The organism is Deinococcus aetherius, from assembly GCF_025997855.1.
Taxonomy (GTDB): domain Bacteria; phylum Deinococcota; class Deinococci; order Deinococcales; family Deinococcaceae; genus Deinococcus; species Deinococcus aetherius.
In genome coordinates this window covers 3064109-3079664 of record NZ_AP026560.1, presented here as the reverse complement: position 1 = coordinate 3079664, position 15556 = coordinate 3064109, and the positions used below count along the sequence as shown (strand labels likewise).

Genomic DNA, 15556 nt, shown 5'->3' with positions numbered 1-15556 from the left:
CCCTTCCTGACCGCCTGACTGGGGCGTGTGAACGAGGCACCGAAGCCCGCTGCCCCGGTGATGTCGAAAGGGTAATGAGAGACGCGTTAAGGCCACGCTGCCCGCCCCCTCATCCCGTTAAGGAGGCGTGAGGATCAGGGCTGTGAGCCCTCGGCGTCGACTTTTCCCTCACGGAGGGCTGCCTTCACCCTGAGCCCGCCGCCACTGGAGTTTGGCCCGCCCCGCGGCGGAAAGACGCCCACACCCGGACAAATTCTGTGAGAAGAGCGTAAGTTCGGGCGCAAATCCCCCTCACGTTAACGTGTCGTTTCCAACGTCAATACAGGTGGCTGGTTCCCCAGTATGGATTGTCAAGTCGACCGACCTTGAGCGAGAGGGGAGGGGCTGTGCTTCCCTCACCATTTCAGTATTCTCTTCATGAAGTTCTCAACTCATGGGCGAGGGCCCGGGCTTGAACACCTGCGGCAAGGGAGGTGGGACGATACTCACGTTGCATCTGCTGGGTCACGTTCACGCGACGCGTGGGGGGGAGCCGCTGTCCCTTCCCGGCAAGGCGGCCGCTCTGCTGACCTACCTGACGCTGGAGGAGTGCCCGCACCACCGCGAGCATCTGGCTGGGCTGCTGTGGGACACGCCGGACGCCCTGCGGAACCTGCGGGTGGAACTCAGCCGTCTCAGGGGGCGGGGGCTCGCGCCCTTCCCGGCCCGGCAGCCCATGCTGGCCCTGCGCTGCGAGACCGACCTGGACCGCTGGCTGCGTGGGCCCGAGCCCCTGAACGAGCGCGACCTGGCCGCCTGGCTCTCGCCGCTGCGCGGACCGGCCCTCAGCGGGCTGGAGGACCTGGGCTCGGCGGCCTTCCGCGACTGGGTGGACAGGCGGCGCAGCCTGATCCACGACCGGATCGAGGAACGCCTGGGGTCGGTCTGCGCCCGCTTCGAGGGTCGGGGCCAGCCGCAGGCGGGAGGGCAGGTGCGCGCCTGCGCCGAGCGGCTGGGGCTGCACCTGCCCGCCCGCTCCCTCCCGCCCGCCGCCCCGGACGACCTCACCTTCGAGTGGCCCGAACAGGTGCGGGCGCTGCGGGGGGTGTTCGAGCGGGCCGCGCGGGCGCCGCAACTCGTGCTGCTGCGGGGACACGTCGGCACCCGGCGAACGCTGCTGGAGGACGCGGTGCAGGGCACGCCCTGGCGGGCGGTGCAGGTGCGGTTCTCCTCCCAGCGGCTTCTGCTGCAAGCGGCGCTCGCCGGGCACCTGCGGCGGGCCCTGCCGCCCGAGCGCCGCCCGCCGGGGGGACCACCCGGGGGAACGACGGACCCCGACGCGGACCTGATCGACCTCGCCGGGCGCATGACAGAGGCGGGCGTGCCGCTGCTCGTCGCCCTGCACGACGTGAACGAGGTTCCCGCCTGGCTCGCGGCCCTGCTGCGGTTCATGCTCGACCTGCCGCTGCCGCTCGTGGTCGTCCTGTCCGCCTCGCCCACGCCCGGGTCCGACCACCTGCGGCTCGCGCTCGGCCCGCTGGGAGGGCGTCGCCTGCACCACGTCACGATGCCGCCCCTGAGCGTCGCGGGCGTGATGCGGGCGCTGGCCCGGGAAGGGCCCGACCACGGCGGGGCGGGGCGGGCCCGCGCCGCGCGCCTCGTGCAGCGGTCGGAGGGCTGCCCGCTGTACGTGCAAGCACTCGTCCGGTCCGGCGGCGACCTCGCGGCACACGACGGGCGGTTGCCGCCCGACGTGCGCGACCGGGCCCTGGCGGACCTCGCCCACCTGCCCGGCCCCGCCCGCGAGGGGCTGGCGCGGCTGGCGCAACTCCACGACCGCTTCGACCGGGTGATGGCCGGGGAGCTGCTGGGCGAGGCGGCCCCGGGCGTGTTGAACGCGGCCTGCCGGTCGGGTCTCCTGGTGCCCGCCGGGCGGGAGGAGGCCCTCACGCTGCCCGGCCTGGAGTACCGCAGCGACGACGCGGAGACGGGGCTCGCCTTCGCCAGCGAGGTCACCCGCGCCGCCCTGGCGGGGACCCTGCCCGCCGCCGAGCGCCACGCCCTGCGCCGCACGCTCGCGCGGCTGCTGCTGCCCACCCAGCCGGCCCTGAGCCTCCTGTACGCCACCCGCGCGAACCTCCCCGAACTCGCCGCCGAGGCCCGCGCCGCGCTGCCCGCGCCTCCCCCCGCCGGGTTCCGGGGAGGGTGTGCCGAGCCCGCGCCGGAGCCGTCCCCCCATCCCCACCCCCGGCGTGGGGTCCTCACCCCCAACGGCTACCGGGTGGCCCTCGACGGCGGCTTCCTGGAGGTGCTGCGCCGGGGCCGCCTGGGACCGCCGCCCCTCCTCACCCTCCTCCTGCCGGACGTGCCCGCCGGGACCTGGGCCCTGACCGCCCGGCTGGACGTGACCGGGTCCGCCGCGCCCCCCGGGCTCCTCCCGCCGCCCTTCGCGCTGGGCCTGCGCGTCGGGACGGGCCCGCGCGTCGTGTACGCCCCGGCCCCCCTGCCGGACCACCACGCGGGGGGCGCGGGGCACACCTTCGGCGCGGTGCTGCCGCTGAACTGCTGGTTCCGGCTGAACGTCACCACGCGGGGTGGCCCCCTCGAACTCAGCGTGCGCGAGGTGAACGTGGCCCTGACGGTGGGCGACCTCACCCCGGTGGGCCGGGGGGCGTCCCCCCGCGCGGTCTGGCCTCCCGGGCGGTGCCTCCCCCCGGAGGACGCGTTCGAGCCGCCACTTCCCCTGACGCCCTTCTAGGGACGTCCCACGTTAGCCTGCGCCCCATGACCGACCCTCTCACCCCCGAACGGCCCCGCATCCTCGTCGCCAACGACGACGGCATCTTCTCACCGGGCATCAAGGCGCTCGCGCTGGCGCTCGCCGACCTCGGCGACGTGGTGGTCGTGGCGCCCGACGTGGAGCAGTCGGCGGTCGGGCACGGGATCACGATCCGGCGCCCGCTGCGCTTCAAGCATACGGCCTCGGCGGGCTTCGGGGAGCTTCCCGCCTACCGGGTGGACGGCACCCCCGCCGACTGCGTGGTCCTCGGCGCCCATCTCCTCGGGCGGCCCGACCTCGTCGTGAGCGGCATCAACCTGGGGCCGAACCTCGGCGACGACCTCACCCACTCGGGCACGGTCGCGGCGGCCTTCGAGGGGTTGGCGCTGGGAATTCCTGCCATCGCCTTCAGCCAGCAGGCGGGGGAAGGCGGCGAGTACTCCTTCACGGCGGGGGCCGCCTACGCGGCGCGGCTGGCGCGGGAGGTCCTCGCGCGGGGGCTGCCGCCGCGCGTGCTCCTCAACGTCAATTTCCCGGCCCGCACGCCGCGCGGCGTGCGGGTGACCCGGGTGGGCGAGCACCGCTGGGAGGACTCCATCGTCACCCGCCACGACCCCGAGGGCCGCGAGTACCACTGGGTGGCGGGCACCAGCCGCGCCGCCGACGCCCACGACGAGACGACCGACTACGGGGCCGTGCAGTCCGGGCTGATCAGCGTGACGCCCGTGCGGCTCGACCTCACCGCCCGCGACCTGCTGGAGGAGGTGGGCGGGTACGTGCCAGAGGTGTAGGTCAAGGGTAGGGGATGAGGCGAACCCGCGAGGCGGGAAGGGGGGTGAGGTTGAGGTCGTGGAGATCGGCAGAATCGACGCTGTAGACCAGCGCGGCAGCCTCTCGCCGCTCAGTCGCGTTCAGGAGTTCTTGCGCTGTGCTGACAACTCTGGAGTTGCACGGACGCTGGGCATTGCAAAAGGCAGATTGCTCAAGAGGAATGAGGCCGTCTCTGGTCGCCCGGACGCGTAGCACGTAATTGACGGGCGCTCCGAGCGGCGTGAACACCGGCTCGTTCGTCACCACCGCGTAAAGTGACCCGTCGGGGCCGCCGACACGAAGAGCTTTGTCCGCTGGACTGTAGACCAGAGAGTCTTCAAACGCTATGCCAAGAGTGGCCCGATGCTTCGAGAGCGACCCCAGTTTGGCCTCCAGATCATTGATGATCGGCAAGGCGTAGAGGTCTGTGGCCCTGACGGGGTTGCTTTCCGTCCCGATCTTGAGCTGGGCAGGACCAACTTGAAGCGTTGGGTTATCCAAGCCGACCAGACGTAGGGGGATGTGCTGGGGCAAGGAAGTCAGGAGATTTTGAAGTAAGGCATTTGTTTGTATGGTTTTCTCCCCATCTATGACTTTGTTTTGATCTCGAAGATACAGTGTGTAGATACCTGGACCACCAGAGAAGGAAAGTTGATACAGATTATCCGCGCCGATGACGGGAGTGAGCCTGATCCCAGCGGCTTCAAACGCAGCAACGAGGTCGCTTAAAAGCAGGAGGTCGCTTCTCGATTCGGCGTAGGCTCGACACCAATGGAGTAACCCTGCAACTCCGTTTTTCTCCCGGAGGAGTTGTTCGTAACGTTCGCGTTCCCAGGCTGACCGTTGTTCCGGCGGAGAGGCGACGAACTTCCGACATTCCTCCCCGGAAGAGCCCGAAATGGCCCGCACCACTGGCACCCCCGCCAGCGCCTGCACCCCCAGCAGCGTGGCGACCCCGGCCAGCAATGCGGCGCGGGCGGCGTGGGGCAGCGTGTGCACCCGGTTCAACTCCCGCGCGACGGTATGCGGGTCTCCCAGGTCGCGCAGGGCGGCGCGGGTCGCCTCCTCCTCGGTCAGGCCCAGCAGCCGGTGGCGGTGAATCTTGTCCTCAATGGCACCGCGCAGCTCCAGCCGGACGTTTTGCCGCGCCTTTCCCCATAAGCCCCGGGTGGCATGCTTCAGGTAACGTTCGGTCGCCCTCATGCCCTGCCCCCGATCACACCGCGCACGGCGGCGCTGAACCGTTCGTAGCGTTCGCGCTGTGCCCGCAGTTCTTCCCGTCCCCCCGGCGTCAAGCGGTAGACCTTGACCAGGCTGCCGCCGCGCGGAAGCTGCCGAAATTCCCCCTCGATCCACCCTGCCTTCTCCAGACGGTGCAGGGCGGGGTAGAGCGTCCCCTCGCGCAGGGAGAAGTACCCGCCCGTCGCCGCCTGCACGTCCGCTATGATCTGCCCGCCGTAGCTCGGGCCCCGCTCCAGCGCGGCGAGCAGAAGCAAGTCGAGGTGGCCTTTGAGCTGCTGAGCGTCCATGCAGACCCCTTTCCCTATCGGCGCGAGGGGTGATGCCAATGAGCATCGCTTACCGATGCCAAAGCATCGTAAAACGAGGAGCATAGGAAAACAAGGTCAGGTCGGGTAAGTCTACCTGCTCTCCAACACCTCGAACACCCACGCCCGCGCCCCCGCCGGAAGGGGCAGCGCGGGCACCTCGCCCGCCCAGCGGCTCGCCACAAGGACGAGGCCCGGCTGTGCGGGGCTGTGGAGCAATTCGGCGCCCAGGAAACCTGGCTGGGCGGGCAGCGCCGCCAGGAGTGCCTCCATCCCCGCTCGCGCCGCGTCGCCGCGTGCCTCGGCGTAGTGGACGCGCAGGGGAGCCTTCGCCGCGCTCACTCGCCGTAGAGGGCGAGGGGGTCCCTGGGGTCCCAGCGCAGGTAGGTGCCGAAGTGGAGGTGGGTGCCGGTGGAGCGCCCGGTGTTGCCCACGCGCCCGACGGGCTGCCCGGCGGCGACCCGCTCCCCGGTGCGGGCGATGGTGGAGCTCAGGTGCGCGTAGCGGGTGATCCAGCCGCCTTGGTGCTCCAGCACGACCGTCCACCCCCAGCCGCGCTCGAAGTCGGCGCGCGACTCGATCACCCGGCCAGAGCGCGCCGCGAGGACGAGGGTGCCCTGCGGCGCGAGGATGTCCACCCCGTAGTGCATCTCGCGCTCGCCGCCGAGCACGCGCGGCCCGAAGTCGCTCGTGATCGCCCTGTACCCGGGCACCGGCCACAGCCAGCCCCGCGCGGAGGGCGTGTCCGGAGACACCGGAGTCACGCGGATGGACGCCGTGCGCACCGTGGCGCCGGGGGTGCGGTTGCCGGGGCGGGGGGCCGGGGCATCCCCATTGGCGGCGTTCGGCAGTCGGGCCGCCACGTTCCGCCCGGGGATGCGAACCGTCGCCCCGGCCCACAGCGCCCGCTCGGCGTCCAACTCCGGGTTGGCCCGCAGCAGTTGCCCGAGCGTCAGGCCGTACCGGCGGGCGATGACGGTCAGGTTCTCGCCGCTCTTGACCCGGTGCGTGCTTCCGGCCACGGTGCGGTCAGGGGTGTTGCGGCCCGGGATAGTCAACGTCTTGCCCGCCTGCACGTTGTTCGCGTTCTTCAGGCTGGGATTGGCGGCCTTCAGCGCGGCCACGCTGACCCCAGCCCGGCGCGCGATCACCGTCAGGTTGTCGCCGGGCCGCACCCGGTAGGTCACCTGCGCACTTGCCAGACCCGCCAGCACCAGGGTCAGGGTGGCGAGACCTCGCCGGACGTGGGGGTTGGAAGCCGCCCCACGCCTGGAGGAGCGCCGGATGAGAACGAAGTTCACAATCGCCACCATAACGGGGGGGTCATGAACTACATGTGAGGAATTTCGCGCCGCGTGTGGGCCCCACCCCCGGAGGAGCCGGGTGGAACGCTACCCTGCCCCCATGAGTGAGCGGCCCGTCTTCTCGCCCCCGCCGGGTTTCGCGCGCCTGCGGCTGACCCTGGCCTGGGACGGGTCGGGCTTCGCGGGCTGGCAGGCTCAGAGCAACGCGCCCAGCGTGCAGGAGACGTTGCACGCCGCCTGCGCGCGGGTAGGGGGAGAGGGCGCCGCCCGCCCCGTCGCCGCCGGACGCACCGACGCCGGGGTCCACGCCGAGGCGATGCCCGCTCACCTCGATGTGCCGCTCAGTTTCCGCATTCCTCCAGGGCGGCTCCCCCGCGCCCTGAACGCGCACCTGCCGCCCACGGTCGCCGTGCTCTCTGCCTCCCCCGCGCCTACGGGCTTTCACGCCCGCTTCTCCTGCACCGAGCGGCGCTACACCTACCGGCTCCTCGCCTCGCCGCAGCGGCATCCCCTCTGGGGCGGGCGGGCGTTGCACGTCCCCGGTCCCCTCGACGTGGAGGCGATGAACCGGGCCGCCTCTCATCTCATCGGCACCCACGACTTTGCCGCCTTCGCCACCCGGGAGGACCGCCAGACCGTGCGGGAGGTGCGCGCCCTGTCCGTCCGGCCCGGTCCGCCCGTCGTGGGCGGGCGCGTGTGGGAAGTCGAGGTCTCGGGCGAGAGCTTCCTGCGCCAGATGGTGCGTGGGCTGGTCGGCACGCTGCTCCTCGTCGGCCAGGGCAAGCTCGGCGAGGAGGTGGTGGCGGGTATCCTGGCGGGCCGCCGCCGCGCCGACGCCGGGGCGAACGTGCCCGCGCACGGGCTGACCTTCACCGGGGCGAGCTACGCGGGGTTCGGGGAGGGCGAGTAGCCCACCGCGAGGAGGTGGGCGCTCACGCCGAAGAGGGCGGGGTCCCGCTCCGTCCGCCGGATCACGTCGAGCAGCCGCCCGCGCCGCGCCGGGTCCATCCACAGCGTCTCGAAGTCCGGCACGACGTTGCCCAAGCCCTCCACCGCGTAGAGGTCCACGTTCCGAAACCCGGCCTCCTCGACCTCACGCTGCAATTCCTCCGGGCGGTGGAAGTAGGCGGTGGTGAACCAGCCCAGGGTGGGGTCCGGGGGCTGATGCAGGCCGTCCTCCAGGGTCGCATTCCTCATCGCCCGGAACCGCTCGTCTGCGTCGAGCCCGGCCAGGAGCCCATCGAGGGTGCTCGCCGTCCGCGTGATGGCCGCCGCGAGCACGACCCCGCCCGGGCGCAGACAACGCCGCGCCTCGGTGAGGGCCCGGAGGCGGTCGTCGGCTCCCGTCAGGTGGTAGAGCGGCCCCAGCAGGAGGACAGCGTCGGCGCTCGCGTCCGGGTAGGGCAGTGCCCGCGCGTCCCCGAGCGTGGCCGAGGTGAGCCCCGCCAGCGACGGGTCCGCCCGGATGCGCTCAATGTGGTGGGGCGCCGCGTCAAGCAGGTGAACGCCGTAGCCCTCCTCCAGCAGCGGGCGGGCGTAGGGCCCGGTGCCCCCGCCCACGTCGAGCACGGTGGCGGGTGGGGGCGGCAGAAAACGCGCGAGGAGTTCCCGCGTCCGCTCGAATTCGAGCTGGTTGCTCCCGCGCGTGAGACGTTCATGCTCCCGGTTCTGCGCGTAGTACGCCGCGATCTGGTCCATAGCGCAGCGTAGGGGAGCGGTCTGCCGGAGACATCGGCCGGATGGCGTGCGTCAGAGCTTACCCGGCTTCGGCCACCCGGCTTAGCCCGCCCTCCAGGGAAGGCATCACCCCCAGCGCGTCCTGCAACGCCTGGGTCTGGGCCCGCAGGTTGTCCAGTGCCAGCCGCCGCCGCTCCCCGTGCAGGAACTGCCTGGGCACCCGTTCGACCTTGGGCGGCGCGTCCTCCATGCAGCGCAGGAGGCGGCCGAGCCCGGCGCGTTGCCGCTCGACCTCGCCCGCCACGCGCCGCAGCCTCTCGCGGTCGGCGGCATCCAGAGCGGCCTCGTCCCCCACACGTTCCAGGATTGCCCGCGCTGCCGTCACCTCACCCGTCAGCCCCTCGATGGTGGCCGCCCACGCGGGAAGGCCCTGCCCGGTCTGCCGCAGGATTTCCGCGCTCACCGCCGATTCCGCGAACCCCCGCACGAAACGGGGGAGGGCGGCAAAGGCCACCTCCGCCTCCCCCTTGGCGGCGTTCAGGCGCGCGAAGCCCTCCAGCACCGCCGAGGCCGCGCCCAGGGCCTCCTGCCGGGCGGCGGCGAACTCCACGGACACACCGTCATCCATGCCCCGAGGCTAACAAAAGGGCGAGGGGGCGGAAACCCGCAGGCTCCCTCCCCCTCCTTCATTCGCCTGCCTCACCCTCGCCGCGTCACCCCGTCGCTCGTCAGGAGAGCGCCGTAGAGGTCCGGGCGGCGGTCGCGGAAAAAGCCCATCCCGGCGCGGAACCGGCGGGCCTCGGCGAGGTTCAGGGGGTGGGTCAGCGCCCCTTCCTCCGTCTCGCCGAACTCGGCGACGATCTCGCCCGTGTAGTCGGTGATGAAGGAGTGCCCGTAGTACGTCTGGGTCAGGTCCCCGATCTGCTCGGTGCCGATGCGGTTGCTTGATCCCACGTAGGTCGAGTTGCTGACTGCGTGGCCCACCATCGCTCGCTGCCACATCTGGTAGGTGTTCGGCGTCTCGACCTCGGCGGGCTCACTGCCGATGGCCGTCGGGTAGAGCAGGAAGTCGGCGCCCTGGAGCATCATCACCCGGGCGGTCTCCGGGTACCACTGGTCCCAGCAGATGCCCACGCCGATGCGCCCGAAGCGCGTCTGCCACACCTTGAAGCCGGTGTCGCCGAGGTTAAAGTAATACTTCTCCTCGTAGCCGGGGCCGTCGGGGATGTGGGTCTTGCGGTAGTTGCCGAGCACGCTGCCGTCGGCGTCGATGCACACCAGCGAGTTGTAGTGCGCCTGCCCCGCCCGCTCGAAGTACGAGAGGGGCAGCACCACCCCGAGGTCACGAGCGAGGTTCTGGAAGCGTCCCACGAAGGGGTGGCCGTCGAGCGGGTGCGCGAGAGCAAAGTAGTCCTCGCGCTCCACCTGGCAGAAGTACAGGTTCTCGAAGAGTTCGGGCAGCAGCACGACCCCTGCGCCCTGCCGCGCGGCGTCGCGCACATGCCGCTCGGCGCGGCTCACGTTGTCCTCCAGGCTGCCTGTCATGTGCATCTGAATCACGGCGAGGGTCACAGGGTCAGACATGAGATTCCTCCTGGGGGTGCAAATGCAGGCCGAGGCGGCGGGCCACCTCCCCGGCGGGACGGCGCAGGCCGCTGCGCACGTCCAGATACTCGCGGTAGACGGGGTCGAAGGTGTAGGTGAGGACGGCCATGACCCCGTGATGGTTGACTTCCAGCCCCGCGATCACGAAACCCGCGCGGAGCTTGGGGACGATGACGGCATTGTTGGTCGCGTGGTGGTGGCTGCGGATGACCGTGTACCCCCCGGCGCGGAAGGCCCCGAGCAGGTACGGCAGCAGGCGGGTGTACAGCCCCCGCCCCCGGTGCCCGGGCAGCAACGCCGTGTTCACCATGTACACGGTGCGGGCGTCCCACTGCCGGGCCGAGTGCCAGCCGACGACCTCGCCCCCATGCTCGACGAGCCAGGTGAAGGTCGGCACGGTCGGGGCGGGGAGGGGAGAGGGGCCGCCCCAGTCGAAGGTCACCGTGTCGTATGCGGCGTCCTCCAACTGCTCGTACACCTCCCGGAATACCTCCGCCTCCACGCGCCGGATGGTGTAGCCGTCGTCGAGGTCGAAGGCGGGTTCGCCCAGGGCCGGAACCGGCACGCTGGCCGTCTTCCCCACCGCCTTCTCCCTGGGAACGGGGTCCAGCCCCAGCCGCCGCGCCACTTCGCCCGACGCCTGCCGCAGGCCGCTGCGGACGTGCATGGCCCCCCGGTACGTCTCGTCCAGGCTGAGCGTCAGCGCCACGTTCACCCCGCCCTCGTACAGGTTCACCCCCTGGAGGAAGAACCCGGCGCGCAACTTGGGGACGATGACGCGGTTGTTGGTCGCGCGGTGGTGGCTCGTGACGAGGGTGTAGCCCGCCTCGCGGAAGGCTTCGAGCAGGTGCGGCAGGAGCCTCGTGTACAGCCCGCGCCCCTGGTGCTCGCGGAGAATTCCGGTGTCGGCCATGTACACCGTCCGCTCGCCCTGCTGGTGGGCGTGGTGCCAGCCGATCAGGTCCTCCCCGTGGAAGAGGCCCCAGTTCAGCGTCTCACCGAGGGGAGGCGGCGCCTTACCCGGCGGGTCGAAGGCGTACAGCGAGCCCCCGCCGAAGATGCGGCCTTCCAGCCGGGCGCAGGCGTCACGGTACGCTTCCAGGCTGACCGGGCGCGCCTCGTACCCGTCTCCGAGCCTGATTACCTGCCCGTCCACGGCTCCCCCACAGGCTGCTGCTGGGTCATGCAGTGGAAGCTCCCGCCGCCCTCGATGATCTTGCGGCTGCTCAGCCCGATCACCTCGCGCCCTGGGAAGAGGGGCCGCAGCACCTCCAGCGCCCGCTCGTCGTTCGGGTCGCCGTAACAAGGCACGACGACGAAGCCGTTGCCGACATAGAAGTTCGCGTAGGTGGGCGGCAGACGGCCCTCCGCGCCCTCCAGCCGATTCACCGGAAGCGGCAGCTCCACGATGCGGAAGGGCCGCCCCTGCGCGTCCGTCATCTCCCGCAGGTCCGCGAGGTTTTTCGCCATGACGGGGTGGTTCGCGTCCGCCAGGTCCTCCGCCACGCTCGTCACGACCGTCCCCTCGTCCGTGAAGCGCGTGATGGTGTCGATATGCCCGTCGGTGTGGTCGTTCTCCAACCCGCCGTCCAGCCACAGCAGCTTCTCGACGCCGAGGGTGTCGCGCAAGAGCGCCGCGTAGCCTTCTTCCGTCAGCCCTGGGTTGCGCGTCTCGGTTAGGAAGCACGAGCGGGTGGTCAGGCCTACCCCCGCCCCGTTCACCTCCAGCCCGCCGCCTTCCAACACCTCGGGGCGGTCCCAGTGCCTCACGCCGAGAAAGGCGGCGACGTACTCGGGCACCTCGTCGTCCTGCTCCCAGCGGAACTTGCCGCCCCAGGAGTTGAACCTCCAGTTGATGAGGGAGAGCGCGGGGGCATGAGGGAGCGGTGATGAGCCTTGCCCCAACTCATCGCCCGCCGCCCGCCTCTCACGCATCACAAAGATCGGCCCGTTGTCCCGAATCCACACGTCGTCGAGGGGAAGGCGGTGCAGTGTGACCGGGAAGGGGGTCATGTCCACGTCCCCGCCCAGACGGCGCCGCGCGTCTTCTTCGCTCTCCTCGTCGCGCACGAGGAGGTGGACGGGCTCGAAACGGGCAATCGTGCGCACGAGTTCGGCGAACTCGGCACGCACGCCCTCCAGCAGGCCGAACCACAGCTCGTCGTCCCCCGGCCAGCTCATCCAGGTCGCCGCGTGGGGAGCCCACTCCGGCGGCATGGCGAAGCCCGACTCGCGCGGGGTGGGATCCCCCGGGGTGAGGTGCGCGGCGGTGAGGCGGGTGGGGTGGGGCGTGCTCACGGCGCGCATTGTCGCACCCCCGCATCTGGGGAAGGTGACGCGGGTGGCCCTGGGAAGGGGGAGGAGCGGGCTCAGCCCAGCAGCGGCGAGTCGCCCGTGCAGGCCAGCGCGCGGAACCCGGCGGCCTTTTCGGTCAGGCCCATCTCGTCGTAGCAGGCGGCGAGCTTGAGGGCGAAGAACTGGGTGGCGCGGCAGTCCTCGCGGCGCTCGGCGGCCTCCAGGCACACGCGGTAGTGCATCACGGCGAGGTGGTACTGCGCTCCCTCTGCTGCGTGTTCGGCCCGGCAATGGCTCATCCTGAGGGACACGATGTCGGTTGCCAGCGCTTTCATGGTCCCAAGTGTAAACACGCCGCCAGCGACATGAATGAAAGGTGAATCCGATTTTCCCTGTCCTCGGGTGGCCTTCATGCACCCGGCGGGCTCAGACCGGACGGACCCGCACCGTCAGCGCGGAGAGATTCACGTCACTCAGCCGCACCCGCAGCGCCGTTCCCACGGGCGCGGGCGTGCTCAGCGGCAGGTCGAGCGCGAGGTCGGGGATCAGGAGGGTCGCCTGCGGGCCCCGGCGGTCCACGACCACCGCCTCCCACTCGCGCCCCGGCTGCGCGGCGATGAAGCGCAGGGTGTGGTGGCGGCGGCTGAGTCGTTCGGCCTGCCGGGTGGCGTCGGCATTCAGGCTCGCCTGCGCGACCCGGGCGGCGACCTCCCTGCCGCTCAGGGGCTCGCCACCCGTCAGCGCCGCCCGCAGTTGCTGGTGCACCACGAGGTCGAGGTAACGCCGCATCGGGCTCGTCGCCTGGGCGTACAGGTCGAGGCCCATGCCGTGATGCGGCCCCGGCGCGGGCTGGAAGCGCGTGCGGGCGAGCGTCTTGCGCCGCGCCCAGTGGGCCGCGAGGGTGTCCCCCCGCACGTCCCGCGTCGGCGCGTCCTGGGTGGCGAAGGGGAGGGGGATGGCGTGGTCGTCCGCGTAGATGGCGGCCCCCCACCCCGCCAGCGTCATGCACTCCTGCACCACGAAGCGCATCTCGGGCTTGGGCAGTGGGGTCACGGCCGCGCCCGCCTCGTCCGCCCGCACCCGCACCTCGGGAAGGTCGATGCTCAGCGCGCCTTCCGACTCGCGCAGCTCGCGGCTCGCGTGGGCCAGCCGGGCGAGGGTGACGAAGGGCTCTTCCCCCGCCTCCAGCCGGGCCTGCGCCTCGGTGTACGTGAGCCGGGTCACCCGCACCCGCGTCAAGGCCACGTCCACCGCGTCCGCGTTGCCGTCCGCGTCGAGGTCGAGGCTGATGGATAAGGCGGGGCTCGTCTCGGTCAGGCCCAGCCCCGCCTTCTCGATCAGGGCGTCGGGCAGCATCCCGATGGTGCGGTCGGGCAGGTAGAGGGTCGCCCCCCGCGCCCGCGCCTCCAGGTCGAGCGGGCTGCCGGGCGGGACGAGGGCCGCCACGTCCGCCACATGGACCCACAGCCGGGTCAGGCCCCCCTCCAGCGGCTGGGTGCCCACCGCGTCGTCCGGGTCGCGGTTGCCCTCGTCGTCGATGGCGAAGGCCGGGAGGTGGGTGAGGTCCAGCCGCTCCTCCTCTTGGAAGTCCGGCACGTCGAGCATGACAGGGGTCAGGGCCGCGCCCAGGCGGTCGGCGTAAGGCGTCCGCGCCTCCGCCCACAGCCCGAGGCGCAGCAGCAGCGAGTGGGCGGCCTCGGGCGTCTCGGGCTGCCCGGCTTCGCGCAGCACGCGCGACTTCTCCTGCTTGCCGCGCGCCACCAACTCCACCTCGGTGCGTTGCGCTGGCGTCAGATCGGGGAGAGGTTGGGTCATGCCCGGCAGAATACCGACCCACGTCGAGAGGAGGTGGCGTCGAGAATGGAAAGTCAAAGCTCTCATCTATTCGGAACTGGAGGGCTTCTCCCACCCCTGGGGTCCTCCCAGGCCGTGATTCTTCCCCTTCAAGTCAAATTATGGAAAGTTAGACTTGACATTCTCTCGCTCAGGTGTTTCTATTTCTCTAAAGGAGGGGCGCATGAATGAGCACGCAAATGACAGTTTCCGCGCACAGGTGGGTCGTCTGGTGGCCGAGGGCAAACTCACCCCCGAGGAGGCGGCGGGGCTACTGGAGGGGGAGGAACGGGTGGTGGACACCGTTTCGCCTCGGGAGGCCGCCGGGGCGGACGCCGCCTTGGCAGGCGAGACGCCGCCTGACTTAGACCTTCAGGTGCACGGCTACAGCCTGACCGTGCTGCACGACCCGTCCGTGATGAGGCCGCAGCTCAGCGCGAACTACGACGGGGAAGTCACCCTCACGGCCACGTCGAACGGCTGGCGCGTGGACCGGGCGAAGCGGCGGGACGGGTTGCCCGTCAAGGCCATCCTCAGCCTGCCCTTCGCGCCCCGGCACGTTCAGGCCCGAATCCACGGGGGGAACCTCCAGCTTCCCGACCTCTCGGGAGAGGCCCACGTCGAGGTCCACGGCGGGAACGTCCGCATGGGCCGCGCGGCGAGCCTGACGGCGAACGTGCACGGCGGGAACCTCAAGGCCGCCGAGATGGGCGGGCCCACCCACCTGAACATCCACGGCGGCGGGCTGAGCCTGGAGGGGGCGCGGACCCTGAATGCCAGCGTGCACGGCGGGAACCTGCGCTGGGCCGGGCAACTCACGGGCGGCGACCACCGGGTCGAGGTGAACGCGGGCAATGTCAGCCTGAGCCTCCTGCCCGGCAGCAGCGTCCGCGTGAACGCCGAGGTGACGGTCGGGGGCTTCATGGCGAACTTCCCCACCAACAAGAGCGGCGGCTTCGTGAACGCACGTCACACCGGGCAGGTCGGCGACGGGGCGGCCTCGCTCTCCTGCCAGGTGACCGCCGGGCAGCTCATGGTCAATGCCGCGTCAGGGGGAACGGCATGAAGGAGAAGGTCAAACGCCTGCTCGACCTCGTGCGTGCGGGGCGCCTGAGCCTCGAAGACGCCGCGCCGCTGCTGGCCGCCCTGAGCCCCCGGCTCGCGCTGACGGAGGCCGACCGCGAACTCGTCGCGTCCCTGCTCTCCCGCGAGGAGATGGACACCGGGCAGGTCGCCGAACACCTGCTCCTGCTGCGTGGAGTGCGGGACGCTCCGCCGCCGCCCCCACCCCCCCGGGCCCCGGGCCCGCTGGGCTCATCGGACTGGACGCGGCCGGGTCCCCTGCCGCGCAGCGTGGTGGACCGCCTGACGGGAGGGATCGACACCATCATGGAACGAGTCGGAGATACCGTAGACCGCGCCTTCGAGGGCGGCCCTCCTCGCCCGCCGCGCGGCGTCCCGACCTCCGCCCGCATCCTGCGCGTCCAGGTCGAGTCCTCGGAGGGCGACGAGTACGCGGCCAACCTCCCCGTCAGCCTCGCGCCGCACCTGCACCGGCTGATTCCCGCCCACGGCATCCGGGCGCTGGAACGCGCGGGCCTGAGCGTCGAGGCCCTGCAACTCCTGATCGAGGCCGACCCCCCGCCCGGCGACCTCCTCGACGCCGAGGACAGCGAGGGCAACAGCGTCAAACTCAGCCTGAAGTGAGGCGGAAGGCTCAAGGCAGA

Annotated in this window: 16 protein-coding genes; 5 read left to right on the top strand and 11 right to left on the bottom strand. The window is 71.2% G+C overall.

Features of this window, described 5'->3' with window-relative positions; genetic code table 11:
- Positions 1–490 precede the first annotated feature (490 nt).
- Both DAETH_RS15975 and surE read left to right on the top strand, forming a co-directional pair.
- Positions 491–2737 carry a hypothetical protein gene (locus tag DAETH_RS15975; protein WP_264775865.1) on the top strand — a complete coding sequence of 749 codons (2247 nt, stop codon included), beginning with the start codon at positions 491–493 and terminating at the stop codon, positions 2735–2737.
- Between the two features lie 26 nt (positions 2738–2763).
- Complete coding sequence (gene surE, locus DAETH_RS15970; RefSeq protein ID WP_264775864.1) at positions 2764–3549, top strand: 5'/3'-nucleotidase SurE; 786 nt, start codon at positions 2764–2766, stop codon at positions 3547–3549.
- A gap of 1 nt (position 3550) precedes the next feature.
- Here surE and DAETH_RS15965 read toward each other — a convergent pair whose 3' ends face one another.
- The 4 genes from DAETH_RS15965 to DAETH_RS15950 form a co-directional block, all read right to left on the bottom strand.
- Positions 3551–4771: a permease prefix domain 1-containing protein gene (locus tag DAETH_RS15965; RefSeq protein ID WP_264775863.1), complete on the bottom strand. Its 1221-nt coding sequence runs from the start codon at positions 4769–4771 to the stop codon at positions 3551–3553.
- Positions 4768–5097 carry a PadR family transcriptional regulator gene (locus DAETH_RS15960; RefSeq protein ID WP_264775862.1) on the bottom strand — a complete coding sequence of 110 codons (330 nt, stop codon included), beginning with the start codon at positions 5095–5097 and terminating at the stop codon, positions 4768–4770. The genes DAETH_RS15965 and DAETH_RS15960 overlap by 4 nt, the downstream gene beginning before the upstream one ends.
- A 111-nt stretch (positions 5098–5208) precedes the next feature.
- The gene (locus tag DAETH_RS15955; RefSeq protein WP_319993722.1) at positions 5209–5457 is read right to left on the bottom strand and encodes an antibiotic biosynthesis monooxygenase family protein; all 249 of its coding nucleotides are present in this window, start codon (positions 5455–5457) and stop codon (positions 5209–5211) included.
- Positions 5454–6416 carry a peptidoglycan DD-metalloendopeptidase family protein gene (locus tag DAETH_RS15950; RefSeq protein WP_264775861.1) on the bottom strand — a complete coding sequence of 321 codons (963 nt, stop codon included), beginning with the start codon at positions 6414–6416 and terminating at the stop codon, positions 5454–5456. Before DAETH_RS15950 ends, DAETH_RS15955 begins: the two co-directional genes overlap by 4 nt.
- Before the next feature lie 103 nt (positions 6417–6519).
- On the opposite strand from DAETH_RS15950, the gene truA reads away from it, so the two are divergent.
- Complete coding sequence (truA, locus tag DAETH_RS15945) at positions 6520–7329, top strand: tRNA pseudouridine(38-40) synthase TruA (RefSeq protein WP_264775860.1); 810 nt, start codon at positions 6520–6522, stop codon at positions 7327–7329.
- On the opposite strand, the gene DAETH_RS15940 is transcribed toward truA, so the two are convergent.
- The 7 genes from DAETH_RS15940 to DAETH_RS15910 form a co-directional block, all read right to left on the bottom strand.
- Positions 7302–8117: a class I SAM-dependent methyltransferase gene (locus DAETH_RS15940; RefSeq protein WP_264775859.1), complete on the bottom strand. Its 816-nt coding sequence runs from the start codon at positions 8115–8117 to the stop codon at positions 7302–7304. The genes truA and DAETH_RS15940 overlap by 28 nt on opposite strands.
- A gap of 58 nt (positions 8118–8175) precedes the next feature.
- Complete coding sequence (locus DAETH_RS15935; RefSeq protein WP_264775858.1) at positions 8176–8724, bottom strand: hypothetical protein; 549 nt, start codon at positions 8722–8724, stop codon at positions 8176–8178.
- 71 nt (positions 8725–8795) lie between these two features.
- On the bottom strand, positions 8796–9680 hold the full coding sequence (gene aguB, locus DAETH_RS15930; protein WP_264775857.1) for an N-carbamoylputrescine amidase: 885 nt from the start codon (positions 9678–9680) through the stop codon (positions 8796–8798).
- Positions 9673–10857 carry a GNAT family N-acetyltransferase gene (locus DAETH_RS15925; RefSeq protein ID WP_264775856.1) on the bottom strand — a complete coding sequence of 395 codons (1185 nt, stop codon included), beginning with the start codon at positions 10855–10857 and terminating at the stop codon, positions 9673–9675. Before DAETH_RS15925 ends, aguB begins: the two co-directional genes overlap by 8 nt.
- Positions 10842–12008 carry an agmatine deiminase family protein gene (locus DAETH_RS15920; RefSeq protein WP_264775855.1) on the bottom strand — a complete coding sequence of 389 codons (1167 nt, stop codon included), beginning with the start codon at positions 12006–12008 and terminating at the stop codon, positions 10842–10844. Before DAETH_RS15920 ends, DAETH_RS15925 begins: the two co-directional genes overlap by 16 nt.
- Positions 12009–12070: 62 nt before the next feature.
- A complete protein-coding gene (locus tag DAETH_RS15915; protein ID WP_264775854.1) occupies positions 12071–12331 on the bottom strand; it encodes a hypothetical protein in 261 nt (86 codons plus the stop codon).
- Between the two features lie 91 nt (positions 12332–12422).
- Positions 12423–13811, bottom strand: a complete 1389-nt coding sequence (locus DAETH_RS15910; RefSeq protein ID WP_264775853.1) for a ribonuclease R family protein — start codon at positions 13809–13811, stop codon at positions 12423–12425.
- 202 nt (positions 13812–14013) lie between these two features.
- Between DAETH_RS15910 and DAETH_RS15905 the strand changes: the two genes are divergently transcribed.
- Together DAETH_RS15905 and DAETH_RS15900 are read left to right on the top strand one after the other, a co-directional pair.
- Positions 14014–14895 carry a DUF4097 family beta strand repeat-containing protein gene (locus DAETH_RS15905; protein ID WP_264775852.1) on the top strand — a complete coding sequence of 294 codons (882 nt, stop codon included), beginning with the start codon at positions 14014–14016 and terminating at the stop codon, positions 14893–14895.
- Entirely contained in the window at positions 14892–15536 is a 645-nt protein-coding gene (locus DAETH_RS15900; protein WP_264775851.1) for a hypothetical protein, read from the top strand. The genes DAETH_RS15905 and DAETH_RS15900 overlap by 4 nt, the downstream gene beginning before the upstream one ends.
- Positions 15537–15556: the final 20 nt, after the last annotated feature.

Excerpts from the sequence above, each read along its gene's own strand:
- DAETH_RS15900 (WP_264775851.1), top strand. The coding sequence starts at position 14,892 with ATGAAGGAGAAGGTCAAACGCCTGCTCGACCTCGTGCGTGCGGGGCGC.
- DAETH_RS15905 (WP_264775852.1), top strand. The coding sequence starts at position 14,014 with ATGAATGAGCACGCAAATGACAGTTTCCGCGCACAGGTGGGTCGTCTG.
- DAETH_RS15920 (WP_264775855.1), bottom strand. The coding sequence starts at position 12,008 with ATGCGCGCCGTGAGCACGCCCCACCCCACCCGCCTCACCGCCGCGCAC.
- truA (WP_264775860.1), top strand. The coding sequence starts at position 6,520 with ATGAGTGAGCGGCCCGTCTTCTCGCCCCCGCCGGGTTTCGCGCGCCTG.
- DAETH_RS15915 (WP_264775854.1), bottom strand. The coding sequence starts at position 12,331 with ATGAAAGCGCTGGCAACCGACATCGTGTCCCTCAGGATGAGCCATTGC.
- DAETH_RS15960 (WP_264775862.1), bottom strand. The coding sequence starts at position 5,097 with ATGGACGCTCAGCAGCTCAAAGGCCACCTCGACTTGCTTCTGCTCGCC.
- DAETH_RS15910 (WP_264775853.1), bottom strand. The coding sequence starts at position 13,811 with ATGACCCAACCTCTCCCCGATCTGACGCCAGCGCAACGCACCGAGGTG.
- aguB (WP_264775857.1), bottom strand. The coding sequence starts at position 9,680 with ATGTCTGACCCTGTGACCCTCGCCGTGATTCAGATGCACATGACAGGC.
- surE (WP_264775864.1), top strand. The coding sequence starts at position 2,764 with ATGACCGACCCTCTCACCCCCGAACGGCCCCGCATCCTCGTCGCCAAC.
- DAETH_RS15940 (WP_264775859.1), bottom strand. The coding sequence starts at position 8,117 with ATGGACCAGATCGCGGCGTACTACGCGCAGAACCGGGAGCATGAACGT.
- DAETH_RS15965 (WP_264775863.1), bottom strand. The coding sequence starts at position 4,771 with ATGAGGGCGACCGAACGTTACCTGAAGCATGCCACCCGGGGCTTATGG.
- DAETH_RS15935 (WP_264775858.1), bottom strand. The coding sequence starts at position 8,724 with ATGGATGACGGTGTGTCCGTGGAGTTCGCCGCCGCCCGGCAGGAGGCC.